20 protein-coding genes and 1 pseudogene are annotated in these 26,649 nt (G+C 60.5%); 8 read left to right on the forward strand and 13 right to left on the reverse strand.

Annotated features, from left to right (window positions below; genetic code table 11):
• Window positions 1–179: 179 nt before the first annotated feature.
• Complete coding sequence (locus AB7M32_RS17890) at window positions 180–1,769, reverse strand: ABC-F family ATPase (RefSeq protein WP_003181279.1); 1,590 nt, start codon at window positions 1,767–1,769, stop codon at window positions 180–182.
• 405 nt (window positions 1,770–2,174) lie between these two features.
• On the opposite strand from AB7M32_RS17890, the gene lpxO reads away from it, so the two are divergent.
• Window positions 2,175–3,074: a lipid A hydroxylase LpxO gene (gene lpxO / locus AB7M32_RS17895; protein WP_454250784.1), complete on the forward strand. Its 900-nt coding sequence runs from the start codon at window positions 2,175–2,177 to the stop codon at window positions 3,072–3,074.
• A 126-nt stretch (window positions 3,075–3,200) separates the two neighbouring features.
• Here lpxO and ligD read toward each other — a convergent pair whose 3' ends face one another.
• Entirely contained in the window at window positions 3,201–5,189 is a 1,989-nt protein-coding gene (gene ligD / locus AB7M32_RS17900) for a DNA ligase D (protein WP_454250785.1), read from the reverse strand.
• Between the two features lie 33 nt (window positions 5,190–5,222).
• Entirely contained in the window at window positions 5,223–6,113 is an 891-nt protein-coding gene (ku, locus tag AB7M32_RS17905; protein WP_454250786.1) for a non-homologous end joining protein Ku, read from the reverse strand.
• 199 nt (window positions 6,114–6,312) lie between these two features.
• On the opposite strand from ku, the gene AB7M32_RS17910 reads away from it, so the two are divergent.
• From AB7M32_RS17910 to AB7M32_RS17925, 4 genes and pseudogenes are all read left to right on the forward strand, one after another.
• Entirely contained in the window at window positions 6,313–6,654 is a 342-nt protein-coding gene (locus AB7M32_RS17910) for a hypothetical protein (RefSeq protein ID WP_454250787.1), read from the forward strand.
• A gap of 46 nt (window positions 6,655–6,700) precedes the next feature.
• Window positions 6,701–7,849 carry a PQQ-dependent sugar dehydrogenase gene (locus AB7M32_RS17915; RefSeq protein WP_454250788.1) on the forward strand — a complete coding sequence of 383 codons (1,149 nt, stop codon included), beginning with the start codon at window positions 6,701–6,703 and terminating at the stop codon, window positions 7,847–7,849.
• Window positions 7,850–8,189: 340 nt separating this feature from the next.
• Window positions 8,190–9,188: pseudogene (ilvA, locus tag AB7M32_RS17920) on the forward strand (threonine ammonia-lyase, biosynthetic); the annotation flags it as partial.
• 392 nt (window positions 9,189–9,580) lie between these two features.
• Window positions 9,581–9,862 carry a DUF1652 domain-containing protein gene (locus AB7M32_RS17925; RefSeq protein WP_060742536.1) on the forward strand — a complete coding sequence of 94 codons (282 nt, stop codon included), beginning with the start codon at window positions 9,581–9,583 and terminating at the stop codon, window positions 9,860–9,862.
• 84 nt (window positions 9,863–9,946) lie between these two features.
• Here the strand turns inward: AB7M32_RS17925 and AB7M32_RS17930 are convergent, their stop codons facing one another.
• The 10 genes from AB7M32_RS17930 to AB7M32_RS17975 form a co-directional block, all read right to left on the reverse strand.
• Window positions 9,947–10,885 carry a carbohydrate kinase family protein gene (locus tag AB7M32_RS17930; RefSeq protein ID WP_454250789.1) on the reverse strand — a complete coding sequence of 313 codons (939 nt, stop codon included), beginning with the start codon at window positions 10,883–10,885 and terminating at the stop codon, window positions 9,947–9,949.
• Between the two features lie 12 nt (window positions 10,886–10,897).
• Window positions 10,898–12,385: a xylulokinase gene (gene xylB, locus AB7M32_RS17935; protein ID WP_454250790.1), complete on the reverse strand. Its 1,488-nt coding sequence runs from the start codon at window positions 12,383–12,385 to the stop codon at window positions 10,898–10,900.
• A 219-nt stretch (window positions 12,386–12,604) separates the two neighbouring features.
• A complete protein-coding gene (locus tag AB7M32_RS17940) occupies window positions 12,605–14,086 on the reverse strand; it encodes a mannitol dehydrogenase family protein (protein ID WP_454250791.1) in 1,482 nt (493 codons plus the stop codon).
• Between the two features lie 15 nt (window positions 14,087–14,101).
• Window positions 14,102–15,205, reverse strand: a complete 1,104-nt coding sequence (locus AB7M32_RS17945; protein ID WP_060742532.1) for an ABC transporter ATP-binding protein — start codon at window positions 15,203–15,205, stop codon at window positions 14,102–14,104.
• Between the two features lie 39 nt (window positions 15,206–15,244).
• On the reverse strand, window positions 15,245–16,075 hold the full coding sequence (locus AB7M32_RS17950; protein ID WP_060742531.1) for a carbohydrate ABC transporter permease: 831 nt from the start codon (window positions 16,073–16,075) through the stop codon (window positions 15,245–15,247).
• A gap of 10 nt (window positions 16,076–16,085) precedes the next feature.
• Window positions 16,086–17,021, reverse strand: a complete 936-nt coding sequence (locus tag AB7M32_RS17955; protein WP_053184628.1) for a carbohydrate ABC transporter permease — start codon at window positions 17,019–17,021, stop codon at window positions 16,086–16,088.
• Between the two features lie 157 nt (window positions 17,022–17,178).
• Entirely contained in the window at window positions 17,179–18,489 is a 1,311-nt protein-coding gene (locus AB7M32_RS17960) for an ABC transporter substrate-binding protein (RefSeq protein ID WP_060742530.1), read from the reverse strand.
• A 305-nt stretch (window positions 18,490–18,794) separates the two neighbouring features.
• A complete protein-coding gene (locus AB7M32_RS17965) occupies window positions 18,795–19,700 on the reverse strand; it encodes an AraC family transcriptional regulator (RefSeq protein WP_060742529.1) in 906 nt (301 codons plus the stop codon).
• A 69-nt stretch (window positions 19,701–19,769) separates the two neighbouring features.
• On the reverse strand, window positions 19,770–21,053 hold the full coding sequence (locus AB7M32_RS17970; RefSeq protein WP_454250792.1) for a glycosyltransferase: 1,284 nt from the start codon (window positions 21,051–21,053) through the stop codon (window positions 19,770–19,772).
• 77 nt (window positions 21,054–21,130) lie between these two features.
• Entirely contained in the window at window positions 21,131–21,511 is a 381-nt protein-coding gene (locus AB7M32_RS17975) for a response regulator (protein WP_454250793.1), read from the reverse strand.
• Window positions 21,512–21,762: 251 nt separating this feature from the next.
• Here AB7M32_RS17975 and AB7M32_RS17980 point away from each other — a divergent pair, with 251 nt between their 5' ends.
• The 3 genes from AB7M32_RS17980 to AB7M32_RS17990 are packed head-to-tail and all read left to right on the forward strand — an operon-like array spanning window position 21,763 to window position 26,644.
• The gene (locus AB7M32_RS17980) at window positions 21,763–25,245 is read left to right on the forward strand and encodes a response regulator (RefSeq protein WP_454250794.1); all 3,483 of its coding nucleotides are present in this window, start codon (window positions 21,763–21,765) and stop codon (window positions 25,243–25,245) included.
• Window positions 25,245–26,060, forward strand: coding sequence for a CheR family methyltransferase (locus tag AB7M32_RS17985; RefSeq protein ID WP_072405486.1), 816 nt, complete (start codon window positions 25,245–25,247; stop codon window positions 26,058–26,060). The genes AB7M32_RS17980 and AB7M32_RS17985 overlap by 1 nt, the downstream gene beginning before the upstream one ends.
• A complete protein-coding gene (locus tag AB7M32_RS17990) occupies window positions 26,057–26,644 on the forward strand; it encodes a chemotaxis protein CheB (protein ID WP_072405487.1) in 588 nt (195 codons plus the stop codon). Before AB7M32_RS17985 ends, AB7M32_RS17990 begins: the two co-directional genes overlap by 4 nt.
• Window positions 26,645–26,649 lie beyond the last annotated feature (5 nt).

Genomic DNA, 26,649 nt, shown 5'->3' on the forward strand with positions numbered 1-26,649 from the left:
CCGCGCAACGCCATCCCTTCACTGTGCTGTTAAAGCCCAGCGTGTTCATGACGCATGGATTTCCTCATTTTTCTTGCATGAACTGCATCACGGGATATGCGCCTTGAAATACAAAAAGCCCTGTCACAGTGGACAGGGCTTTTTACTTGCCGCTTGAAGCTTGCAACTCGCAGCTGCCCTTAGAACACCACACCCTGGCTGCGCAGGTAGTCGTCATAGGTGCCGCTGAAGTCGACCACGCCGTCGGCGCTCAGTTCGATGATGCGGGTGGCCAGGGACGATACGAACTCCCGGTCATGGCTGACGAAGATCAAGGTGCCCGGGTAGTTTTCCAGCGCCAGGTTCAGCGCTTCGATGGATTCCATGTCCAAGTGGTTGGTCGGTTCGTCCATGACCAGCACGTTTGGCTTCTGCAGGATCAACTTGCCGAACAGCATGCGGCCCTGTTCCCCACCGGAAATGACCTTGACCGACTTGAGGATCTCGTCGTTGGAAAACAGCATGCGGCCTAAGGTGCCACGCACCAGCTGTTCGCCACCCTGGGTCCACTGGCCCATCCAGTCGAACAGGTTGACGTCATCTTCGAAGTCATGGGCGTGGTCCTGGGCGTAGTAGCCCAGTTCCGCGGCGTCGGTCCATTTCACGGTACCGGCATCCGGTTCCAGTTCATTGACCAGGGTGCGCAGCAAAGTGGTCTTGCCGATACCGTTCGGGCCAATGATCGCTACGCGCTCACCGGCTTCGACAGTGAAGCTGAAGTCCTTGAACAACGGCTTGCCGTCGAAGCCCTTGGCCATGCGTTCGACAATGACCGCCTGGCGGTGCAGTTTCTTGGTCTGCTCGAAACGGATGAACGGGCTGACGCGGCTCGATGGCTTGACCTCGGCCAGCTGGATCTTGTCGATCTGCTTGGCGCGGGAGGTGGCCTGCTTGGCTTTCGAGGCGTTGGCCGAGAAACGGCTGACGAACGACTGCAGTTCGGAAATCTGTGCTTTCTTCTTGGCGTTGTCCGACAGCAACTGCTCGCGGGACTGGGTCGCAACGGTCATGTATTCGTCGTAGTTGCCCGGGAACAGGCGCAGTTCGCCGTAGTCCAGGTCCGCCATGTGGGTGCAGACACTGTTCAGGAAGTGACGGTCGTGAGAGATGATGATCATCAGGCTCGAACGCTGGGTCAGCACGTTTTCCAGCCAGCGGATGGTGTTGATGTCCAGGTGGTTGGTCGGCTCGTCGAGCAGCAGCACTTCCGGGTCGGAGAACAACGCTTGGGCCAGCAGCACACGCAGTTTCCAGCCTGGCGACACTTCGCTCATCGGGCCGAAATGCTGCTCGATGCCAATCCCCAGGCCCAACAGCAGTTCGCCGGCGCGGGATTCGGCGGTGTAGCCGTCCATCTCGGCGAACTCGGTTTCCAGCTCGGCCACGGCCATGCCGTCTTCTTCGGTCATTTCCGGCAGCGAATAGATGCGGTCGCGCTCGGCCTTGACCTTCCACAGCTCTTCGTGACCCATGATCACGGTGTCGATCACGGTGAATTCTTCGTAGGCGAACTGATCCTGGCGAAGTTTACCCAGGCGCACGTTCGGTTCGAGCATGACCTGGCCGCCGGACGGCTCGAGGTCGCCGCCGAGGATTTTCATGAAGGTCGACTTGCCGCAACCGTTGGCGCCGATCAGACCGTAGCGGTTACCCGCGCCGAACTTGACAGAGACGTTTTCGAACAGTGGCTTGGCGCCGAACTGCATCGTGATGTTAGCTGTAGAGATCAAAGGTTTATCCTGCGGAACATTCAGAGTAGCTAAGGGTGCGGCAGTACCTGTTCAGTACCTGTTTGCGCATGTTCCGACCGCGCAAAGGCGTCGAGGTCGCAAGCGCAAGGGTCCATCCGGCATAAGAGGACAGCAGCATACGGAGCGCCTGGCCCGGGTAGACGTACGCCGAAGCCGCGGTTTGCAGTATCGGCCAAAGGGGGCGCGTGATAATTGGCGGCGATTGTACTGATCTGGCCGCATAAACGATAGGGGATTGCCCGGCCAAGACAGTTTTTCACAACTTTGGGATAACTTTTGCTTACAACCTGTGGCTAAAATGCCATCTCACCCGATGCCATCTCCCTTGCCGCTTGGCTGGCCTGGAGACGCAGCCTGTTCACTCCTGCATTGTGACGGACTTTCGTGAAGCTCATCATTGTCGCGATTTACCTCCTCTCCATTGGCTACGTTCACCTGCGCGGACGCGTGCGGCATAAGATCGGGCGCCAGTTGAGCGATCATTCGTCTTTTCTGGCACCGATCAATTGCCTGCTTTACCTGTGCTCGAAACTGCCGAACAAGCCTTTCCTGAACCCGGTGCAGTTTCCCGACCTGAGCCCGTTGCAGGCCCATTGGGAGCAGATCCGGGCCGAAGGCCAAAGCCTGCTGCGCGCCGGGGAGATCAAGCGCTCCAATCAGTATGACGACGTGGGCTTCAATTCATTCTTCAAGACCGGCTGGAAGCGTTTCTACCTGAAGTGGTACGGCGACAGCCATCCCTCGGCCATGAAGCTGTGCCCGCGCACCACTGAACTGGTGCAAAGCATCGGCTCGATCAAGGCGGCGATGTTTGCCGAGTTGCCGCCGGGGTCCAAGCTGGTCCGCCATCGCGACCCTTACGCCGGGTCCTATCGGTATCACCTGGGCCTGGAAACGCCCAACGATGCCGGCTGCTACATCAATGTCGATGGCGAGCCTTATCATTGGCGTGATGGCGAAGCGGTGATTTTCGACGAAACGTTCATCCATTACGCCGAGAACACCACCGCTCATAACCGCATCATCCTGTTTTGCGACGTGGAGCGGCCGATGAGGTTTCGCTGGGCCACCGCCTTCAACCGCTGGTTCAGCCGTACGGTGATGGCGGCCGCCGGTGCGCCCAACGACGCGGGCGACAAGACGGGCGGCCTGAACCGGGCGTTCTCCAGGCTCTACAAGATCCGGCTGCAAGGCAAGGCCCTGAAGAAGCGCAATCGCACGCTGTATTACCTGCAGAAGTGGGCTTTTTTCGGTGGGCTGTTGGCGATTTTCATCTGGATCTAAGTGTGCGTCCCTGCGCGTAGGAGCTGGCGAAGCCTGCGATCTTTTGATCTTGATCTTTCGCTCTCGATTCAATGGGCTGTGGAAAGATCGCAGCCTCGCTTCGCTTGGCAGCTCCTACGGAGGTGTTCAATCGTTGGGTTTTTGCGCATCCAGTTGTTCCCACATCCTGGCGGTAATCCGCTGGCGGTGGTTGTAGCCCTCCCAAGGATCGGCGCCCAAGCTTCTGGCCCGTTCCAGCGCGGTATACATGTCCCATTGCTGGGCGTTGCGCAGGGTCGACAGCTCGGCCCGGGCAATCGGCACCGAGACCGGCAGGCCTGGCCTGGCACGTACCGAATAGGCGGCTACGGTGCTGGCTCCACGGGCGTTGCGCAGGTAATCGACGAATATTTTCCCGACGCGGTTCTTCGGTCCCATGGTGGCGGTGATGCGCTCGGGCATTTGTCGGGTCAAGAACTGAGAGATGGCTTTGGCGAACGCCTTGGTGGTGTCCCAGCCTTCATTTCTCGCCAATGGCACGATCACGTGCATGCCTTTGCCACCGCTGGTCTTGAGGAAGGCCTGCAAACCCAACTCGTCAAGCACCGCCAAGGTCATGCGGGTCGCCTCGATCATGGCGCTCCAGGGCAGTGACGGGTCCGGGTCCAAGTCCAGGACAAACAGGTCAGGCGTCTCGATCCGATCGTGGGTCGCGGCCCAGGTGTGCAATTCCACCGTGCCCATCTGCGCCGCGCCGACCAGCGCGTGGATATCATCGATCTCCATCAGGGCCGCATGGCCCGGATCCAGTTGCGGATCCAGCTGCTTGATGTGGGGAATCTCCAGGCGATCGGCGTGTTTTTGAAAGAACAGTTCTTCGCCGATACCGTCCGGTGCCCGCAGCAGCGCGACCGGGCGCAACTTGAGGTGCGGCAGGATCCAAGGGGCGATATCCAGGTAATACTGCGCCAGCTCGGCCTTTTGCACGCCGCTGACACTGTCGATGACCCGCTCGGGGTGGGTGATCGTCACCCCGTCGACTTTGGCGGTGCTGGTTTTTTTGCGACGCTGGGGTTTTGGCGTGGAGGGCTTTATCGGCAGGGGCTGCTCCCGAACCACTGTGCTGGCGAGCGTATGGGGCGGCAAGCCCAGGAAAATAGCCTGCCGCACCTGGTTATCGCGGGTCCACTCGGTGAATTCGACCTCACAGGTCAGGGTCGGCTCGACCCATTGCACGCCGCGTCCCTGTACCCCATTGAGCGGCGCAGCCAGTGGCGAGGTCTCGCGCTGCTGGGTACACAGTTGCTCATGCAATTGCTTGATCTGTACCTGACTGAACCCTGTGCCGACCCGGCCGGCATACACCAGCCCCGTTGCTCCGTTGACGGCCAGCAGCAGTGCGCCGAAACCGCTGCGCTTGCCTTGGGGGCGGGTGAACCCGACGATGACGAAGGCTTGGCGCAACCGGCACTTGAGCTTTACCCAGTCGGCGCTTCGGCGGGATATATAAGGGCTGCCCAGGCGCTTGCCGACCACGCTGTCCAGTGAGAGCGCGATGGCGCTTTCGAACATGTCGTGCTGGCTGGCGGAAAACGATTCGGAAAAGCGCAGGCGCTTGCTGGCGTTGTTGCCGAGGGCTTTTTTCAGCGCTGCACGGCGTTCTTCCACGGGTGCCTGGCGCAGGTCGATGCCATTGAGAAAGGGCGCATCGAACAGGAAATACACCATGTCAACGGTGCGGCTGATTTCGAAGGCCTCGCGCAGGGCGGCGAAATCGGAGTGGCCGGTTTCATCGAGCAGGACCAGTTCGCCGTCCAGCCAACTGTCCCCCAGGTCCAATCTGGCCAGGGCGTCGGCATGCAGCTTCAGCCGATCGGTCCAGTCCTGGTGATTGCGGTTGTATAACCGCACTTCACCGTGTTCGATGCGAGTCAGCAGGCGATAACCGTGGAACTGGACTTCGTAGCGCCATTCACCGGTGGGCGGCTCGTCCACGGGCGTGGCCAGCTGCGGCGACAGGCGCTCGGGCAGGCCGGTGCCCGGGGCTGCCTTGCCCCCTCGTCCTGGGTTGCGGGGCGTCGTTGCGTCCGACTCGGCATCGGACAAACGAGCAGATTCACTCTCGGCGTTGGCCATGACAGATTCCCTTGTATTGCACACGCCAGGGTTTTAGCCCCGGGAGGCCTTGGTGGCTTTTTTGGCAGGCGCGGATTTACCGGTTTTCGCGGATTTTGCCGGGGGCTTCCCGGCGGATTTGTCGGTTGCCTTGCCTTTGCCGCCCAGGCTGCGCTTGAGCAACTCGGTCAGGTCGATGACATCGGCGGTCTTGCGTTGTTCTTCGCCCGGATCGGTCTCCACGGCTTCGAGGCGGCCTTCGTTGGCCTTTTTCTCCACCAGTTCCATGATCTTGTCTGCGAAACTGTCCCGGTATTCTTGCGGCTCCCAGTCGGCGCTCATGTCCTGCACGAGACGCTTGGCCATTTCCAGCTCGCCCTTGGCCAGGGTCGGGTTCGTGACCTCGTCGCCCAATTCCAGGATATCCAGCTCGCGCACCTCCGCAGGCCAGCGCAGCAGCACCAGCACCAGGGCGGACTCAAGGGGCATGAGGGCGGCCAAGTGCTGGCGGGTATGTAGCACGACGTGGGCCAGGGCCACCTTGTTGGTCTTGACCAGGGTTTCGCGCAGCAGAGCGTAGACTTTGCCGCCACGCTTGTCGGGGGCGAGAAAGTAAGGCGTGTCGATGTTTTGCAGGGGGATCTTCTCGCTGTCGACAAAGGAAAAGATATCGATGGTCTGGGTGGACTTGGGGTGGGCGGAGCGGATCTCCTCTTCGCTGAGCAGCACGTACTGGCCTTTCTGGTACTGGACGCCCTTTACAATGTCTTCCTTGGTCACTTCCTTGCCCGTGGTCTTGTTGATCCGCTTGTAGCCCACCGGGTCCATGCTGCGTTTGTCCAGCCAGTCAAAATCCACCCCCTGTGAAGAGGTGGCCGACACCAGCGCTACGGGGATGTGGACCAGCCCGAAACTGATTGCGCCTTTCCAGATTGCCCGAGCCATGGTGGTGTTTTCCTTGCCGATTGATGTCTCTCTGGTGACCTTCGCGCCTCGGGAAAAGTTTCCATTGTGGGGCGAGCAAGCTTGCTCCCACCTGTGTTTGGAGACGCTTCGTTACATCTTCACCGGGATATTTCGCTTAACAAGGGCGAACCTGCGGCGTAGCGTGCTTTCGATATGCCTGAACCCAAGAGGTGTCCCAATGAACAGGCTGGTGCTCGTCATCATTACGCTATCACTGACTGCCGCTGCCCAGGCCGCCACGCCCAGCGCAGGCCCAACGGTCCTGGCCCAAAACCTGCCGGGCAACAACAATCCTTATAACAGCCCGACGCGCCGGGCCAATCCCAACAGCATGCAGGGCACCCGGCCCAATGTGCCGACGATTCATAACAACCCGACAGTGCCAGTACCACGGCCACCGACCCTGGAAAATGGCGGCATCGGCAATGGCTACCCCCGTTCCGGCCAGCCATCGGGTTCGCCGCGACCGACCATCGAGTCTCCTGCGCCATCGCGCAACAACCAGAATGGCAACCGCTAGGCGCTGGCGCTGTTGTTCTCTTTCAACACCGCAGAAGGAAATGTGCATGTTGCGTAAAACACTCCTGGCCGCGTTCTGCGCCAGCGCTGTCCTGACCCTTGCCACCCCGGCCAGTGCCGCGCCCACCCAGTCATTCAAGAGCGAGGAGGGCACGCTGGAAGTGACCACCGTGGTCAAGGGGCTGGAGCACCCTTGGTCCGTTGCGTTCCTGCCTGGCCAACAGGGCATGTTGGTGACGGAGCGAGGGGGCAACCTGCGCGTGGTCAGCCCCGATGGCCAATTGTCCGCCCCCTTGAGCGGCGTGCCCGACGTGTGGGCCAAGGGCCAGGGCGGCCTGCTGGACGTGGTACTGTCGCCGGACTTCAAGCAGGATCGCACCGTCTACCTGTCTTATGCCGAGGCGGGCGCAGACGGCAAGGCTGGCACCGCCGTGGGGCGGGGGCAACTGGCCGAAGACCTCAAGAGCCTGAAGAACTTCGACGTGGTCTTCCGCCAGCAACCCAAGCTGTCCACGGGCAACCACTTTGGCTCTCGACTGGTCTTCGACCGCGACGGTTATCTGTTCATTACCCTGGGGGAAAACAACGATCGGCCCACCGCCCAGGACCTCGACAAGCTGCAAGGCAAGGTGGTGCGCATCTATCCCGACGGCAAGGTCCCTGACGACAACCCCTTCGTCGGTCAGAAAGACGTGCGTCCCGAGATCTGGTCCTACGGCATGCGCAACCCCCAGGGCGCCGCCCTCAATCCCTGGAACGGCACCCTGTGGGAGAACGAGCACGGCCCGCGGGGCGGCGATGAATTGAACATCATCGAGCGCGGCAAGAACTACGGCTGGCCACTGGCGACCCACGGCATCAATTATTCCGGGGCTCCGATTCCTGAAGCCCAGGGCAAGTCCGTCGAAGGCGCCGTTGACCCCTATCATGTCTGGCAGGTCTCACCCGGTCTCAGCGGCATGGCGTTCTATGATCATGAACGCTTCAAGGCCTGGCAACACAACGTGTTCATCGGGGCCTTGGTGTCGGGGGAACTGATCCGCCTGCAATTGCAAGGCGACAAGGTCGTCCATGAAGAGCGCCTGTTGGGCGAGCTCAAGGCGCGCATCCGGGATGTCCGCCAGGGACCGGATGGGTATCTCTATGTGTTGACGGATGAGGACGACGGAGCCTTGTACAAAGTCGGCCTCAAATAATTGAAGAAAACTGTGGGAGCGAGCTTGCTCGCGATTGCTAGGGGCAGCTGACATTGATGCTGACGATACTCCGCTATCGCGAGCAAGCTCGCTCCCACAGGTGATGCTGTTCACTTAAGGCCAATGCAGCGAATATCGGCTGGCACTTGATATTGCCCATTGACTTGCCACCAACGCACCGCTAATTTCCAGGCATGAACTCACCCGTATTGCGCAGCCAGCCAAGCATTATTACCGCCATTCCTTATTTGGCGGGCTAGCTGACGGCTGCACCGAACCCGCCCTCGAGGCGGGTTTTTTCTTTCTGTCTCCTGGGCTCCGAGCGAACCAGGAGATCGCCATGACCGTTGCCCATACCGAGCAAACCCTGCTTGAACACTATGTAAAGAAAATCCTCGCCGCGCCGGTCTACGAACTGGCCGTACGCACGCCACTGCAAGCGGCGCCCGCGCTGTCCGAGGTCCTGGGCAACCGGGTCCTGCTCAAGCGCGAAGACCTGCAACCGACTTTTTCCTTCAAGATTCGCGGTGCCTATAACAAGCTCGTGCACCTGACCCCGGAGCAGCGGGTCCGAGGTGTCATCACTGCCTCAGCCGGCAATCACGCCCAGGGCGTCGCGCTGGCGGCACGGGAGTTGGGTATTTCGGCCAGCATCGTCATGCCCGTGACCACCCCGCAACTGAAAGTGCTGGGTGTGCGCAACCGCGGCGCCGAGGCGCTGCTGCACGGGGACAGTTTCCCGTTTGCCCTGGCCCACGCGCTGGAGTTGGCCGAGCAGACCGGGCGGGAGTTCGTCTCGCCATTCGACGACCCGGACGTGATTGCCGGCCAAGGCACCGTCGCCATGGAAATCCTGCGCCAGCATCCCGGCCGACTGGACGCGATTTTCGTTCCGGTCGGAGGCGGGGGGCTGATCGCCGGGATCGCGGCCTACGTCAAGTACCTGCGCCCGGAAATTCGCATCATTGGCGTCGAGTCGCAGCACTCTGCCTGTCTCCAGGCTGCGCTGATCGCCGGGGAGCGGGTGACCTTGCCCGAGGTGGGAACCTTCGCCGACGGCGTGGCCGTGGCGCAGATCGGCGTCCATGGCCTGGATATCTGCCGTTTCTGTGTCGATGAGGTGATGACCGTGACCAACGACCAACTATGCGCCGCGATCAAGGACATCTATGACGACACCCGTTCGATCACCGAACCGTCAGGGGCCTTAGCGGTGGCGGGCATCAAGCAATACGTGGCGCGCACGGGCGCGCGAGGCGAGACCTTGGTCGCGATCGATTCGGGTGCCAACATCAATTTCGACAGTTTGCGCCACGTGGCGGAGCGGGCGGCGGTGGGAGCTCTTTAAGTTTTTACGCTACGTCACACTTTTTTTATACCAGGCGACGGATGCCCACTTCCTCCTTCGCAATAGGGGCTAATCTAGGTTGCGAACAGGATAAAAGTGATTGCAGTTTGCATGGAAAAAACAACCTTTCCATGCATATTGCACGAGCTCTCCGGCGCGGGACGAAGCTAAGCGCTTGATTCATATCAATTCGGAAGGTTGTCAATACAGGCATATTTTTTGCGGGATGGTTCAGGAGTTCGCTTGAACGAACTCGTTAACTGAAAACGCCAAGAAAAGAACGAACGGCACGGTATCCAGAGTCCCAGTCCGCAGGGAAGAAAACGGACGAAAGTACCGCCGTCGTGAACATAAATTGGCCGCCTCAACAGGAGAGAGTCGCCATGTTTTTATCTGCCCTCGAAATGCGAAACATCATTGAAAGCAGCTTGCTGCCCAAGCGCTCGCAATGCACGTTGTCACCTGAGCTGACGATGACGATCAAGATCTTCGATGACCACAGGACCGACCATGTGGCCTTGCTCAAAACGAACATCGATGCCAGGAAACTCACCGGGTGCCGAGCCATCAACGACCTGATCGCCGAGTTGCGTACGGAGCTTGACCACAACCCCGCCGCTGGCAATCACTTTCATCAGCAACACCATCGAATGACCGGGCGCTGATACGGCCTTGTCATTTTTCCTCTGACGCTCGGGTCCGGTGATGTCCGAACCCAGCGTCCAGTTGTTCAGTTGTAACGCGCAAAATCAGGCCAGTTGCTGCCGATAGGGCAGGTCCGGCCCGGTTTTGCCGCACGTCAGTGCTGCGGCTCGAATGGCGAACTCAAGCATGGCGCTGATCTGCTCGCGGGTCAGTGTCTGCAGGCCCTCGATCGAATCCAACTGTTGTTCAGTCAGCCAGGCAATCAGCGCGGCCTGGAAGGTGTCGCCTGCACCCACGGTGTCGGCGATCTTCACCGGGCATGCTGGCAGCGACCATGTGCCGTGCTGGCGACTGAAGACCGTAGCCCCTTGGCCGCCACGCGTCAGGAAGACCAATTGGCAGCGGTGCTTCAGCCAACCTTCGATGACCGCCTGGGGCTCGACCCCTGGGTAGAGCAGGCCCAAGTCCTCGTCACTGACCTTGATCAGGTCGGCATATTGCACCAGTGTCGCGATCCGCGAACGCCATAGTTCGATATCCGGCTGCGGGTTAAGCCGCACGTTCGGGTCGAGACTGATCAGGCGCCGGCCGCTTTCCCGTTGCACCAGGGCCAGGAGCGTGTCGGCAACGGGCTGGACCACCAGGGAGAACGAGCCGACATGCAAGCCACGCACTTCAGGGCCCAGCTCCGGTAGATGGGCCAGGCTCAGCTGCCGGTCGGCACAGCCTTCGCCGCGAAAGCTGTAGTGGGGCGAACCATTGGCGCCTACGGCGACCATCGCCAGGGTGGTCGGCGCGTCGAAGTCCAGCAGGTATCGGGGGCTGACACCTTCGTTGAGCAGCACCTGCTGCAAGCGACGGCCCAGGTAGTCGGTGGACAATCCGGTAAACAGCGCCGATTCAATACCCAGGCGGCGCAACCCCACCGCCACGTTGAACGGCGAGCCACCGGCAATCGCTTTGTAGTTCACCTGCGAGGCAGGGCCATCCGCCTCGGTTTCACTGAAGAAATCAAACAGCGCTTCACCACACACCAGATACATAGTTGCCCGCTCTCAAAGGGTTGCGACGTGTTGTCGATAACGTTCATAGGCCTGCTGGGACGCCGTGACATGGGCGGCGATTGGCCGGGTTTCGCTGGCCGGGTCGAGCTTGACGCAGCGCGCGCACAGTTCGGCGAGGCTGTCTTGTGCGCCTGAATGGCACCACGCCGACTGGATCGCCGCACCCAACGCAGCCGCTTCGCTTTGTTCGGTGCAAATGACCGTGGTGTCCATGATATCGGCGACGATCTGCCGCCACACCGGGCTCTTCGAACCGCCGCCGATCAGGCGAATGCTCTGGGCCTTGAGCCCGTTGGCCCGCAACAGGTCCAAGCCATAGCGCAAACCGAAGGTCGTGCCTTCGACCACGGCACGGCACAGGTTGGCCCGGGTCAGGTTGGTGGTGGTCAGGCCCAGCAGGCTACCGGTGGCATGGGGCAGGGCAGGCACCCGCTCGCCGTTGAGGAACGGCAGCACGCAGACACCCTCGGCGCCAATCGGGGCCTGGACGACCAGGGCGTTGAAGGCGTCGATGTCCAGGTCCAGCAGCTCGCGAATCGCCCCGGTGGCGTTGGTCAGGTTCATGGTGCAAATCAATGGCAACCAGCCACCGCTGGAGGAGCAGAACGTCGCCACTGACGGTTGCGGGCTGACCGCGGGTTCGGCGGCATAGGCATAGACCGTGCCGGAGGAACCGAGACTCATGGTGATCACGCCGGGCTGGATATTGCCGGTGCCGATGGCGCCCATCATGTTGTCGCCACCACCACTGGCCACCACCGCGTCGGGGTTGATGCCCAGGTGCGCGGCAATGGCTGGCAGGATGCGTCCGACGGGCTGATGGGCCTCGATCAGCTCCGGCAGCGCCGCTTGCAAGCGTGCGCTGGGGTCGATGTGTTGCAGCAACTGCACGTCCCATTGGCGGGTGCGCACGTTGAAATAGCCGGTCCCCGAGGCATCGCCATATTCGCTGCAATGGCGGCCGGTGAGCCAGTAGTTGAGGAAGTCGTGAGGCAGCAGGACGCTGGCGATGCGTTCGAATACCTGGGGATGTTGCTCCCGCGTCCAGAGCAGTTTGGAAACCGTGTAACCCGGCGCGATCACCACGCCGAGGCGTTCGAGGCTGGCGTCTTCACCGCCCAGGTGCGCCAGGAGCCGATCGTTTTCCGGCGTCGTCTCGGTGTCGCACCACAGCTTGGCCGGGCGCAAAACCTGGCCCTGGTCGTCAAGCAGCACCAAACCGTGCTGTTGGCCGGACACGCCGATGCCGAGGATCGCCTGGCCATCGACCCCGGCAGAGGCCAAGGCCTGATGAGTCGCCTGGGTAAATGCATCGAGCCATTGCTGGGTGTCTTGTTCACGACGACCGTTGGCCCCGCTGATCATGCTGTGGGCAGCGGCGCCCTGGCCGAGTACCTGGCCGCTGATCGCATCCAGGATCAACGCCTTGGTGCCTTGGGTACCACAGTCGATGCCCAGGAACAGTTGTTGGTTTGCCATAGAAGTCCTTGATATCAATGAACCGTCAACACAGAACTGTTTTGGACCGGGACATGGTGGAACTTGTGGCGAGGGGATTTATCCCCGCTGGGCTGCGAAGCAGCCCTGACACTGACGACTCGGTGTGTCAGATTCACTGAGTTGTTCGTGTCTTGGGGACGCTTCGCGTCCCAGCGGGGATAAATCCCCTCGCCACAAAAAGCGACCGCATCCGCAGGCTTATTCTGTGTCAGCCAATACCCGCTCAAGTGTTCGTGTTACCCCGTGCTCGCGCAAGCTGTTGCAGCACCATTCGAATGCTGCCACGAACTCCGGCGAGCGGGGGATCGCTGTGCCAAAGATTTCTTCGACTTCCAACATCCGCTGGGTCACCAGCGCATCGTCAGCCACCAATGCCTGGCAGAACGCTGCCCGTGGGTCCGGGATAGAATACATCACGCCGTTCTCGTCCACGCCCTTCAGGTACACGGCCCAGGCCGCCACGACCAGTGCCGCACGACGGGTTTCGCCGCCGTCGGCAATCAAGCGGTTGATGGTCGGGACGGTGAATTTTGGAAACTTCGACGAGCCGTCCGAACAGACCCGCTCCAACTGGTCGGCAATCGCTTGGTTGGAAAAGCGCTCCACCAGGGTGTTCTTGTAGTCGGTCAGGTCGATGCCCGGTACTGGTGCCAATTGCGGCGTCACGTCCAGGTCCATGTAGGCGCGCATGTAACGCACGAACAGCGGGTCATTCATGGTCTCGTGGACAAAGCGATAACCCTTGAGAAAGCCCAGGTAGGTCAACGCCAGGTGGCTGCCGTTGAGCAACTTGATTTTCATCTCTTCATAGGGAGAAACGTCATCGGTAAACTGCACGCCGACCTTTTCCCAGGCCGGGCGACCGTTGACGAATTTGTCTTCCAGCACCCATTGCACAAACGGTTCGCAGACCACCGGCCAAGCGTCGTCGATGCCATGTTCGTCATGCAGTTGCAGGCGATGGGCCACGCTGGTCATGGGCGTGATGCGATCGACCATGGCGTTGGGGAAGCTGACGTTGCGGTCGATCCACTGCCCCAGTTCCGCGTCGCGCAACGCGGCGAAGGCCAGCAACGCCTTGCGGGTCACGGCGCCGTTGTGGGGCAGGTTATCGCAAGACATCAATGTGAACGCCGGGATGCCGGCCGCGCGACGCTTGGCCAGCGCAGCGCAGAGGAAGCCGAAGACGGTTTTCGGTGTCTCGGGATGGGTCAGGTCGTGCTGGATCTGCGGCAGGTGAGCCATGAATTCGCCATTGCTGTCGTCGATGCAATAGCCACCTTCGGTAATGGTCAGCGAAACGATGCGGATCTGCGGATCGGCCAGTTTGTCGATCAGTGCCTGGGCGCCGTCTTCGGCCAGCAACATGTCATTGATCGCGCCAATCACCCGGACTTCTGTGTCATCGGTGTCGCCCAGTTCGTACAGGGTAAACAGGTAATCCTGGCTGGCCAAGTCATCCCGGGCACGGCGATCCTCGGCCCGCAGGCCCACGCCGCAGATGGCCCAGTCCAGGTCGGCGCCGGTGTTCATCAGCGCGTCGGTGTAGTAGGCCTGGTGAGCCCGGTGGAAACCGCCGACACCGATATGGGCGATGCCCTGGCGGATGTCGCCCAAGGGGTAGGCGGGCAGGGCTACGTCAGGGTTGAGGTTGTGCAGGTTTTGTCGGTTGAGTTTCATCGCAATTCTCGGCAATCAGGCGGCGGCGCGCAGCGCGCGGCTCACCGCCACGCCCTCGGCATCGAATAAGTGGCAGTGTTCGGCGTCCAGGTGCAGGTTCAGTTGCTCGCCGAAACGGCTCGCCAGGTCGCCGCGAACCCGCATGGTCAAGGCTTCGCCGGATGTCGTGACGACGTGACAGAAGGTGTCGCTGCCCAGGCGCTCGCTCACATCAGCGGTGACTTGCAACGTGCAATCGCCCGGTTGCGCCAGGTTCAGGTGTTCCGGACGAATCCCCAGGGTCACCGCGCCGCCGACGCTCAGGTTGGCACCGCTGCGCGGCAGGTTGATGCGCGTGCCGGCGTCCAGCAGCACCTCACAGCCCTGGCTGTCCAGGGCGGTGACCTTGCCTTTGAGGAAGCCCATTTTCGGTGTACCGAGGAACCCGGCGACAAACAGGTTGGCCGGCTGGTGATACAGCTCCAGCGGCGAGCCGACCTGTTCGATGCGCCCGCCATTGAGCACCACCACCTTGTCGGCCAGGGTCATGGCTTCGACCTGATCGTGAGTCACATAGATCATGGTCGCCTGCAGCTCCTTGTGCAGGCGTGCCAGTTCCAGGCGCATCTGCACCCGCAGGGCGGCGTCGAGGTTGGACAGCGGTTCGTCGAACAGGAAAATTTTCGGGTTGCGCACGATGGCCCGGCCGATCGCCACGCGCTGGCGCTGGCCGCCGGACAGTTGCTTGGGCTTGCGCTCGAGCATCGGCCCCAGTTCGAGGATGCGCGCCGCTTCGTTGACCTTCTTCTCGACTTCGGCCTTGGGTACACCGGCCAGGTCGAGGGCGAAGGACATGTTCTTGCGCACGCTCATGTGCGGATACAAGGCGTAGGTCTGGAACACCATGGCCAAGTCGCGCTTGGCCGGGCTGACTTCGGTAATGTCCCGGCCATCCAGTTCGATGGTGCCGTCGCTGACCTCTTCCAGACCGGCGATCAGCCGCAGCAGCGTGGATTTGCCACAGCCCGACGGGCCGACGAAGACCACGAACTCGCGGTCGTTCACCTCAAGGTCGATGCCCTTGATGATGGAGAAGCCTTCGAAACCCTTTTGCAAATTCTTGATTTTCAGGTTGGCCATGATGATGGGCCTCCACTTCTGATAATGGTGTAGGGCGCGTTATTTCACCGCGCCGAAGGACAAACCGCGCACCAGCTGTTTCTGGCTGATCCAGCCAAAGATCAGGATCGGCGCGCAGGCCAGGGTCGAGACGGCCGACAATTTGGCCCAGAACAAACCTTCCGGGCTGGAGTAGGAAGCGATCAACGCCGTCAGGGGCGCGGCCTTGGAGGAGGTGAGGTTCAGCGACCAGAACGCCTCGTTCCAGCACAGGATCAGCGACAGCAGCACGGTGGACGCCAGGCCGCCCTTGGCAATCGGCAGCAGCACGCGAACCATTTCCTGCCAGAGCGTGGCACCATCCAGGCGCGCGGCCTCGAGGATGTCGCGAGGAATGTCCTTGAAGTAGGTGTAAATCATCCAGACCACGATGGGCAGGTTGATCAGCGTGTAGATGATGATCAACGCGATACGCGTGTCCAGCAGGCCGAATTGCTTGGCCAGCAGGTAGATCGGCATCAGCACGCCCACCGGTGGCAGCATTTTGGTGGAGAGCATCCACAACAACGTGCCTTTGGTGCGCTGGGTTTCATAGAACGCCATGGAGTAGGCCGCCGGTACCGCGATCAGCAGGCACAGGGCGGTGGCGCTGAAGGAAATCACCACTGAGTTCCAGGCGAAGCTGAAGTAATTGCTGCGCTCGTTGATGTGCAGGTAGTTCTCCAGGGTCGGGGTGAAGATGAACTGCGGCGGCGTGGCGAACGCATCGATTTCAGTCTTGAAGCTGGTCAGCACCATCCAGAAGATCGGAAAGAAGATCAGGATCGCGATGGCCCAGGCCAGCGTGCCCAGCAGCAGGCTTTGCAGGCGACGGGATTGTTGAAGAGTCATGGCGACGGCCTCAATGCTTGTCGGTGAGGTTTTTGCCGATCATCCGGACGAGGATGATGGCGGCGATGTTGGCGATGACCACGGCAATCAGGCCACCGGCCGAAGCCATGCCGACGTCGAACTGCACCAGCGCCTGGTTGTAGATCAGGTAGGCAAGGTTGGTGGAGGCATAGCCGGGGCCACCGTTGGTGGTGGTGAAGATCTCGGCGAACACCGACAGCAGGAAGATGGTTTCGATCATCAGCACCACGGCAATCGGGCGGGCCAGGTGCGGCAGGGTCAGGTGCCAGAAGATCGCAATGGGGCCGGCACCGTCCAGGCGAGCGGCTTCTTTCTGTTCCTGGTCCAGCGACTGCATGGCGGTCATCAGGATCAGAATCGCAAAGGGCAGCCATTGCCAGCTCACGATGATGATGATCGACAGCAGAGGGTAATGGGCCAGCCAGTCCACCGGCTGGGCGCCGAACAGTTTCCACACCGAGGCGAGGATGCCCGAGACCGGGTGGAAGATCAGGTTCTTCCAGATCAGCGCTCCGACGGTGGGCATGATGAAGAACGGCGAGATCAGCAGCACACGGACGATGCCGCGACCGAAAAACTCACTGGCCTCCAGCAGCGCGCTGATCAATACCCCGAGGACGATACTGATCAACAGCACGCTGCCCACCAGCAACAAGGTATTGGTGGCGCCGGGCATGAAACCCGAGTCGGTCAGGAAATAGGTGAAGTTCTCCAGCCCGACGAATTCGTTTTCGCCGGGGTAGAGCAGGTTGTAGCGGATCATCGAGAAGTAGACGGTCATGCCCAGCGGCACGATCATCCACAGCAGCAACAAGGCCACCGAAGGGCTGACCAGGAACCAGCCGGGATTGGCCAGGCGGATCTTGCGCGCCGGCGGCGGAGCAATCTCGATGGGGGCTTTGGCGGTTGTAGTTGAGCTATTCATGGCATTGAACCGATTTTTGCGGGCCTATGAAGATCCACTGTGGGAGCGAGCTTGCTCGCGATGGCGTCGTGTCAGTCACTCGTGATATTGGCCGGGAGGCCCTCATCGCGAGCGAGCTCGCTCCCACAGGTATCGGGAGCGGGCCTCAATGAGCTGACTACTTGGGATACCCAGCGCGTTTCATCTCGCGTTCGGTGGTGGACTGCGCGGCGGTCAACGCCTGGTCCACGGTCTGCTGGCCGGTCAGCGCGCCCGAAAAGAATTTGCCCACCTGGGTGCCGATGGCCTGGAATTCGGGAATGGTCACCAGCTGGATGCCGATGTAGGGCACAGGCTTGAGGGTTGGCGCTTTCGGATCGGCGACTTTCAACGATTCCAGGGTCACCTTGGCAAACGGCGCGGCCTTCATGTACTCGTCGCTGTAGGTCGAGGTGCGGGTGCCTGGTGGTACGTTGGCAATGCCGTCGGTCTTGGCGACCAATTGGCTGTACTCCTTGGACGTCGCCCAAGTGGTAAAGACCGTGGCGGCTTCCTTGGCTTTGGAACTGGTCGGGATAGCCAGCGACCAGGAGTACATCCACGAGGTGCCTTTGTCGGTTTTTTCGTGGGGGGCGAAGGTGAAACCAACGTGATCGGACACCTTGCTCTGAGTCTTGTCGGTGACGAACGAGCCGGCGACGCTGGCATCCACCCAGATCGCGCATTTGCCGCTGTTGAACAGCGCCAGGTTTTCGTTGAAACCGTTGCTGGAGGCGCCCGGCGGGCCGGATTTCTTCATGTTGTCGACATAGAAGTTGAGTGCGTCTTTCCACTCGGGGCCATTGAATTGCGGCTGCCACTTCTCATCGAACCAGCGTGCGCCGTAACCGTTGGCCAGGGTGGTAATGAGCGCCATGTTCTCTCCCCAACCAGCCTTGCCCCGCAGGCACAGGCCATATTGCTCCTTGGATTTGTCGGTGAGTTTTTCCGCGAACTCACCGATCTGGGTCCAGGTCGGGTGTTCGGGCATGGTCAGCCCGGCGTTCTTGAACAGGTCGGTGCGGTAATAGGTGATCGAGCTTTCAGCATAGAACGGCAGGGCGTATAGCGAGCCTTTGACCGACAAACCATCGCGCACGGAAGGGAAGACATCGTCCAGGTCGTAGGAGGCCGGCAAATCCTTCATCGGCTCCAGCCAGCCCTTGGCGCCCCAGAGTGCAGCTTCGTACATGCCAATGGTCAGCACGTCGAACTGTCCGCCTTGGGTGGCAATGTCGGTGGTCAGGCGCTGGCGCAGGACGTTTTCTTCGAGCACCACCCAGTTCAGCTTGATGTCCGGGTGCTCGGCCTCGAAGGTTTTCGAGAGCTTTTGCATGCGGATCATGTCGCTGTTGTTGACGGTGGCAATGGTGAGGGTCTGTGCGCCGAAGCTGACGCTACTGAGGGTCATGCAGGTGGAGACAAGCAGAGCTTTTACCGAAGGTTTCATCGCGCACTCCTTTTCCGCGCCCAGAAGGCTGCAGAAGGACAGTTATTGTTTTTGTGTCTTCCGGATGAAGGGAAGAATGTGCGCTGATTACAGCCTTCAATGGACGGTGTGACAAATCATCCGTCGCACTTGCACTGATACTTTTTTGCACTGGATGGAGGGAGCGCCTATCCGTTCAGGTCGGATACAGCACTTGTGGCGAGGGAGCTTGCTCCCGCTGGGCTGCGCAGCAGACCCAAAAAACAGGGCCGCTGCGCGCCCAGCGGGAGCAAGCTCCCTCGCCACAGGGCGAGGCAAAAAAAGTCTCAGCCCTGGTTCTGCTCGGTCAGCCGCTGCACCGCCAGCCGCCGGTAGTGGGAAGGCGTCATGCCCTTGAGCTGCTGGAAACGTCGATTGAAATTGGAGATGTTGTTGAAGCCGGATTCAAAACACACGTCCGTTACCGGTTTGTCGCCGTCGGCCAGCAATTCGCAGGATTTGCTGATGCGCAGGCGATTGACGAATTCGATGAAGCAGCGGCCAGTGGCCTGTTTGAACACCCGGCTGAAGTAGGTGGGTTTCATGCCCAGGTGTTCGGCGACTTCTTCCAGGGGCAGCTCCCGGGCGTAATGGGCAAAGATGTAGTCCACCGCGCGGTTGGTGCGGTCGATGCTGTGTTCGTCCGCCGTTTGTGGGGCGGTCGCGCCGGACAGCAGTTGGTAGTCATCCGTGGCGGCCAGCAGCTCCATCAGAATGAAAAAATGCCCCAGGCGGCTCATGCCCTGGGAGTCGGCGATGCGCTGCATCAGGCTCATGGCCTGGCGGATGGTGCGCTTGCAACGGAACTCGATGCCGTATTGGGCGCGTTCGAGCAACGGTGCAACCGTTTTGAGTTCGGCGAATACCTGGTGGCCGCTTTCGAACAACTCGTCGGTGAAGTTCACCAACATGTCGCGCTTGGGCACCACTTCGTCCTCGGCCACCTGGCTGATCCAGTTGTGGGGCAGGTTGGGGCCGGTGAGAAACAGCGACTGGGGGTAGAAGTTGCCAATGTAGTCGCCAATGAACACCTTGCCGGAACTGGCGACGATCAAGTGCAGCTCGTATTCCTTGTGGAAATGCCAGCGCACCAGCGGGCAGGGAAAGCCGTGCTGGCGGTAGATGATGGACAGCCCGTTATGGTCGTCCATCAACTCGTAGGAGGGGTCGGTGACTCTGGCTGTTCGGGTCATGGGCCTGGCGCTTTTATTGTTATCGCCATGGATAATGCCCCCTTCGCCAGGCAGGTGCCACCCTGACGTCTAACCGTTGCGGTTTTTTTCTTCGATCCACTGGGACATGTATTGGGTGCTTTTGTGCTGGTGGTGACGCAGCATGCTACCGGTGAAATTGTCCCGGCGTCGTTGTGCCAGGTCCGCTCGGCAAGCGTTGATGCTGTCGATCAGCGCCGGCCCATGCACCTGTTGCCGGTATCGGCTCGCCAGCAGCTCCAGGCCTGTGTGCTGGGCCTGGGTCCAGCGCGCCTGGTCGCGATACAATTGCACCGCCGCGTCGGCGATGCCTTCGGCGCTCTGGGCAATCGACCCGGGCCAGGGCATGTCGCCGTGCATGGCTTCGGCTCCCATGGGCGTGGTGACGTTGGGGGTACCGCAGAGCATGGCGTCGATCAGCTTGCCCTTGATCCCGGCGCCGAAACGCAACGGCGCCAGGCAGATGCGTGCCGCCGACATGACCTGCAAGGCGTCCTCGGCCCAGTTCATGATGTGAAAACCCTGGGCCGGATTGTGCAGTGCGGCGGCCTTGGGCGGGGTATAGGCGCCGTACAGGTGCAGTTGTGCGCCGGGCAATTGCTGGCGGATCAGCGGCCAGATGGCGTTTTTCATCCAGAGCACAGCGTCCCAGTTCGGCGCGTGGCGAAAGTTGCCGATACTCAGGAAATGCGCCCGGTCCTCGAACGGTACCGACGGTTCACTGGGCAGGTCCAGCATCAACGGGCACCAGTGCAGCAGGTTGCGAGGCAGCTTGAAGTGCTCCACCAAGAGTTCGATTTCAACCTCGGACACCATCAGGTTGAGGTCGCAGCGATACAGGGCGGCGATTTCCCGCTTGGCCAGGTCGGTGTCGGCCATCCGTTGGAACTCCTCGCCCAGGGCCGGGGCGAAGAGATCGCTGAAGTCCTCGCTCGCCTCATCGCGCTTCAGGCGCTCTTTCAGACGTTGATGCCGGGCGTGACGCAGGCTTTGCAGATCGGAGGTCTCCAGCACCCGCAATGCGCCGGGGCAGTGCTTTTCGACACGCCAGCCGAACTGTTCTTCCATCATGAACTGGTCGAACAGCACGATGTCCGGCGCAAGTGCATGGATGAACGCGTCGAAGCTGCTGTTATTGAGTTCGATGGGCACTTCGCGGATACCCAGCGCGACCAGGTCGGCGCGCTGCTCGCCCGGGCCGGCCGGGCTGCTGAAGGTGATGTCCCAGCCTTGGCCGAGGAAGGTGTCGAGGATCTGCATGACGTGCCCACTGGCCGCCGATGAGCGCGGCTCGGGCCAGACATAGCCGATAACCAGGACTTTGGTGGCAGTCATGAGCAAGGTGTTCCTCGGAGCGAATCAGGCGCCATCGGCGCGCGGGGCGCCGATAGTGACCAAGAATGCGATCCGGCTCAAGCAAGAATGCTTTTGACCTTGTCCCGCAATTGATCGATGGAGAAGGGTTTGCCGATCACCGACATGCCTTCAGGCACATCAATGCTTTCGGCATATCCGCTGGCAAACAGCACCGGCAGCTGTGGCCGCTCGAGTCGAGCCTGCTTGGCCAATTCGCGTCCGTCCATTACCGGCAGGCCGACGTCGGTCATCATCAAGGCGATGTCCTGTTGGTGGTCACGCAAAAAACTCAGCGCCTGCTCACAGCCGTCCGCCTCCAGCACCTGATACTCCAGTTCCTCCAGCACGTCGACGATCAACATCCGCACGATGTCATCGTCTTCGACTACCAGGATGGTGGGCTGGGTGGTGGCAGGGGTGGTGGGCATAGTCGACATTCTCGAAAGATGGGAGCGGGAGGGGCACGAAAAAAATGGCCTCATTCATGAGTAAGTGCCAAGGCGGCACAAGTTCCCTAGGTTGTACAAGAAAGGATCTATAGTACAAGAGCTGACAAGGATAGTCGCTTCCCTGCTATAAGACGGATTGTCGTGGGATTTACCTCCTTGACTTGTCAGAAAATGTGGATCCAGGCGCGGTTTTTCGGGCAAACTCCACCGATTTCAACTGTCCACCAAGGCCCCTTTCCATGACTCCTTCGTCTTCGGTCGACGAGCAAAGTTTTCGCAAGCTCCTTAGCCGTAATATCAGCCTGCCGTTGGGCATAGGCGCCCTCAGCGCGGTGTTTTTCATCATCCTTATCACGTACCTGCTGTCGGTAATCCAATGGGTCGGCCATACCGACAGGGTGATCAATAATGCCAACGAAGCGCTCAAGCTGAGCGTGGACCTGGAAACCGGCATGCGCGGCTACCTATTGAGTGGTGACGAGCACTTCCTCGACCCCTATGAAGTGGCCAAGCCACGGATTGCCGTGGCGTTGGACACATTGCTGGAATTGACAGCCGATAACCCCGTCCAGACCGACCGTCTGCACAAGATCCAAGCACTCCAGACGGAGTGGGCCAATTACGCCCAAAGCATGATCGACCTGCAACGCAGCAGCGGCGATTACCGGGGGGCGGTGAAGGCCGGGCGCGGTAAGCGCCTGACCGACGAAATTCGCCAGTCTTTCGAAGAGGTCGTCGAGACCGAGCAACAATTGCGTGCGGCGCGCAACCAGGACGTGCGCACCACGACCGTCTGGAGCATTGCCTTTTACCTGTTGTTCGTCGCAGCGGTCAGCGGGCTCCTGGCCTACGTCGGCCGCCGGGATCTGTTGAACCTGTCCGAAAGCTACAGTGCCAGCCTGAAAGTCCAGCAACGCAGCGCCTTGCACCTGGAGAAACAGGCCTGGCTTCGAAGCGGCCAGACGCAACTGGCCGAGCAGGTCCTGGGGCAATTGTCGCTGAACCTGTTGGGCCGCAATATCCTGCAGTTCTGTGCGAAGTATCTGGGTGTCGCTGTCGCTGCGCTTTATGCGCGGGAAGAAAGTGGCGTCCTCAGGCGTGTCGCCACCTACGGGCTCTCCCGGGAGGATGAAGAACAACAGCAAGTGATCGTCGCCGGCGAGGGCATCGCTGGTCAGGCCGTGCAGCAGGGGCGTCTTATCCGCCTGGACGATGTACCGGACGATTACCTGAAAGTCAGCTCCGGATTGGGGCAAGGTCTGCCCAACAGCGTGCTGGTAGTGCCCACCAGTGACGATGACCGGATCAACGGTGTCATTGAACTGGGATTCCTGCGGCCATTGACCGAGCGTGACATCGAGTTGCTGGAACTGATCGCCGGTAATATCGGCACTTCCATCGAAGCCGCCCGTTATCGCCAGCGTCTGCAGGAAGTACTGGCCGAAACCCAGCAGTTGAACGAAGAGCTGCAAGTCCAGCAGGAAGAACTCAAGACCGCCAACGAAGAGTTGGAAGAACAGTCGCGCATCCTCAAGGAGTCCCAGGTCCACCTGGAAGCCCAGCAACAGGAACTGGAGCAGACCAACGAGCAATTGGCCGAGCAGCGCGACGCCATGGATCAGAAGAACAGCGAATTGAACCTGGCCCAGATCCAGTTGCAGGAGCGCGCCGAAGAGCTGCAGCGTTCGAGCAAGTACAAGTCCGAGTTCCTGGCCAATATGTCCCACGAGTTGCGCACGCCGCTCAACAGCTCGCTGATCCTGTCCAAGCTGCTGGCGGAGAACCCGCAGCACAACCTCAGCGAGGAGCAGGTCAAGTTTGCCGAGTCGATCTACTCCGCCGGCAACGACCTGCTGAACCTGATCAACGACATTCTCGACATTTCCAAGGTCGAGGCCGGAAAGCTGGAAGTGCGTCCGGAAAACACCAGCGTGCAGCGTCTGGTGGAAGGGCTGCAGGATATGTTCAAGCCGTTGGCGGCGGACAAGGGCCTGAATTTCGAGGTCCAGGTGCTGCCCGATGCGCCGGCGATGCTCTACACCGACCGCCAGCGTCTGGAGCAGGTGATCAAGAACCTGCTGTCCAACGCCGTGAAGTTCACCGAGCAAGGCTCCGTCAGCCTGTCCGTGGCCGGTCAGCCAGGCTCGGGCATCGCGTTCATGGTGCGGGACTCCGGGATCGGCATCGCCGCCGATCAACAGCAAAGCATTTTCGAAGCGTTCCGCCAGGCCGATGGCACCACCAACCGTCGCTACGGCGGCACCGGCCTGGGGTTGTCGATTTCCCGGGACCTGGCCATGTTGCTGGGCGGCTCGATTTCGGTCTCCAGCGAGCCGGGGCAGGGCAGTGTGTTTACGCTGGTATTGCCTGAGCGTTATGTCGAGCCCGGTGACACCCCGATAGCGCCGATGACCTTCACCCCGACGGCCACCGCGCCGGCGCCTGTCGCGCCCAAAGCCGCGCCGGCGCCGCTGATAGCCGATGTGGACACGCCGATTGTCCGGTTCGCCGACGACCGCGACAAGGCGCCGTTCGACACCCGGTGCATCCTGGTGATCGAAGACGAGCCCAAGTTCGCCCGGATTCTATTCGACCTGGCCCACGAGCTCGGTTACCAGTGCCTGGTGGCCCACGGCGCCGACGAAGGTTTCGACCTGGCTTTGCAACTGGCTCCCGACGCGATCCTGCTGGACATGCGCCTGCCAGACCATTCAGGACTGACGGTGTTGCAGCGTCTCAAGGAGCAGGCCGAAACCCGGCACATCCCGGTGCACGTGATTTCCGTCGAAGACCGTGTCGAAGCCGCCATGCACATGGGCGCCATCGGTTATGCCGTCAAGCCGACGACCCGTGAAGAACTCAAGGACGTGTTCGCCCGCCTGGAGGCCAAGCTGACCCAGAAGGTCAAGCGGGTGCTGCTGGTGGAAGACGACGATCTGCAACGCGACAGTATTACCCGCCTGATCGGCGACGATGACATCGAGATCACCGCCGTTGGCTTGGCCCAGCAGGCCCTGGACCTGCTGCGGACCAATGTCTACGATTGCATGATCATCGACCTCAAGTTGCCGGACATGCTCGGCAATGACCTGCTCAAGCGCATGTCCAGCGAGGATATCTGTTCCTTCCCGCCGGTGATCGTCTATACCGGGCGCAACCTGACACGGGACGAAGAAGCCGAACTGCGCAAGTACTCCCGCTCGATCATCATCAAGGGCGCCCGTTCGCCAGAGCGCTTGCTGGACGAGGTGACACTCTTTCTGCACAAAGTCGAATCCCGGTTGTCCCATGAACGACAGCGGATGCTCAAGACCGCCCGCAGCCGTGACAAGGTGTTCGAAGGCCGCAAGGTGCTATTGGTGGACGACGATGTGCGCAACATCTTTGCCCTGACCAGCGCCCTGGAGGCAAAGGGGGCGATCGTGGTCATCGGCCGCAATGGCTTGGAGGCGATCGATCGACTGAATGAATTCGACGACATCGACCTGGTGCTGATGGATGTGATGATGCCGGAGATGGACGGTTTCGAAGCCACCACGCTGATCCGCAAGGACCCGCGCTGGCGCAAGCTGCCTATCATCGCCGTGACGGCCAAGGCCATGAAGGACGATCAGGAACGCTGCCTGGCGGCGGGTTCCAATGACTACCTGGCCAAGCCGATCGATCTGGATCGTCTGTTCTCGCTGATTCGCGTGTGGTTGCCGAATATGGAAAGAATTTAGTGGAACGTGACACTGACATTGAACTTCGTTTGTTGATCGAAGCGATTTACCTCAAGTACAGCTACGATTTTCGCGATTATTCCGGCGCCTCCATCAAGCGCCGGGTCCACCATGCGTTGAGCCAGTTCGAGTGCAAGACCATCTCGGCCTTGCAGGAACGCGTGCTGCACGACCCGGGTGCATTCATGCAGTTGCTGCAGCTGCTGACGATCCCCGTCAGCGAGATGTTTCGCGACCCCTCGCATTTCCTGGCGATCCGCGAGGAAGTGGTGCCGCTGCTCAGGACGTACCCTTCGATCAAGATCTGGATCGCCGGTTGCAGCACGGGAGAAGAGGTCTACTCCATGGCGATCCTGCTGCGAGAAGAGGGCCTGCTGGACCGCACATTGATCTACGCCACCGATATCAACCCGCGTTCGTTGGAAAAAGCCAAGCAGGGCATTTTCTCCCTGGAAAACGTGCGCACCTATACGCAGAACTACCAGAACGCTGGAGGACGGCGATCATTTGCCGAGTACTACACCGCCGCCTACGATTATGCGATGTTCGATAAAAGCCTGTGCGAGAACGTGACCTTTGCCGATCACAGCCTGGCGACCGACAGTGTTTTTTCAGAAACTCAATTAATTTCATGCCGCAACGTATTGATATATTTCAATAAAAAGCTGCAAGATCGTGCGTTTGGACTGTTCCATGAGTCCCTTTGTCACCGTGGTTTCCTGGTATTGGGCAGTAAGGAGACATTGGATTTTTCGGCTTACGGTCATCGATTCGAGCCGTTGGTCAAACAGGAACGGATCTATCGCAAGTTATGAACCAGACGAAGGACAAATCCAACCCGCCCATCGAGGCCATTGTCGTCGGTGCATCGGCTGGCGGCGTCGAAGCATTGCTCAGGGTATTCGGACACCTGCGCAAAGGTTTCGGCTTGCCTATCCTGGTGGTACTGCATTTGCCGGATGAGCGCGATAGCCAACTGGCCTCCGTGCTCGGCCATCGCCTGGCGGTGCCGGTGGAGGAGGCCCGGGATAAACAGGACATTGCACCGGGTACCTTGTATGTCGCCACGCCCGGCTATCACTTGTCGGTCGAGGCCGACCGTTGCCTGTCGTTGAGCCTGGAAGAGCCTGTACATCATTCGCGACCGTCCATCGACGTGCTGTTCGAGTCGGCGGCCGATGTCTACGGCGAGAAGTTGCTGGCCGTGGTAATGACCGGCGCCAATGGCGATGGCGCTCGGGGCCTGGCGAGGGTCAGGGCGCTGGGCGGGATCACCGTGGTCCAGGACCCCGCTGAAGCCCAGGTCGCGACCATGCCAGAAGCGGCGCTGGCCCTGCATGAGCCTGACCATATCCTTACTTTGCAAGGCATCGGCCAATTGCTGGCCGGGCTGGAATGAACCAC

Source organism: Pseudomonas sp. R151218B TE3479, assembly GCF_053629195.1.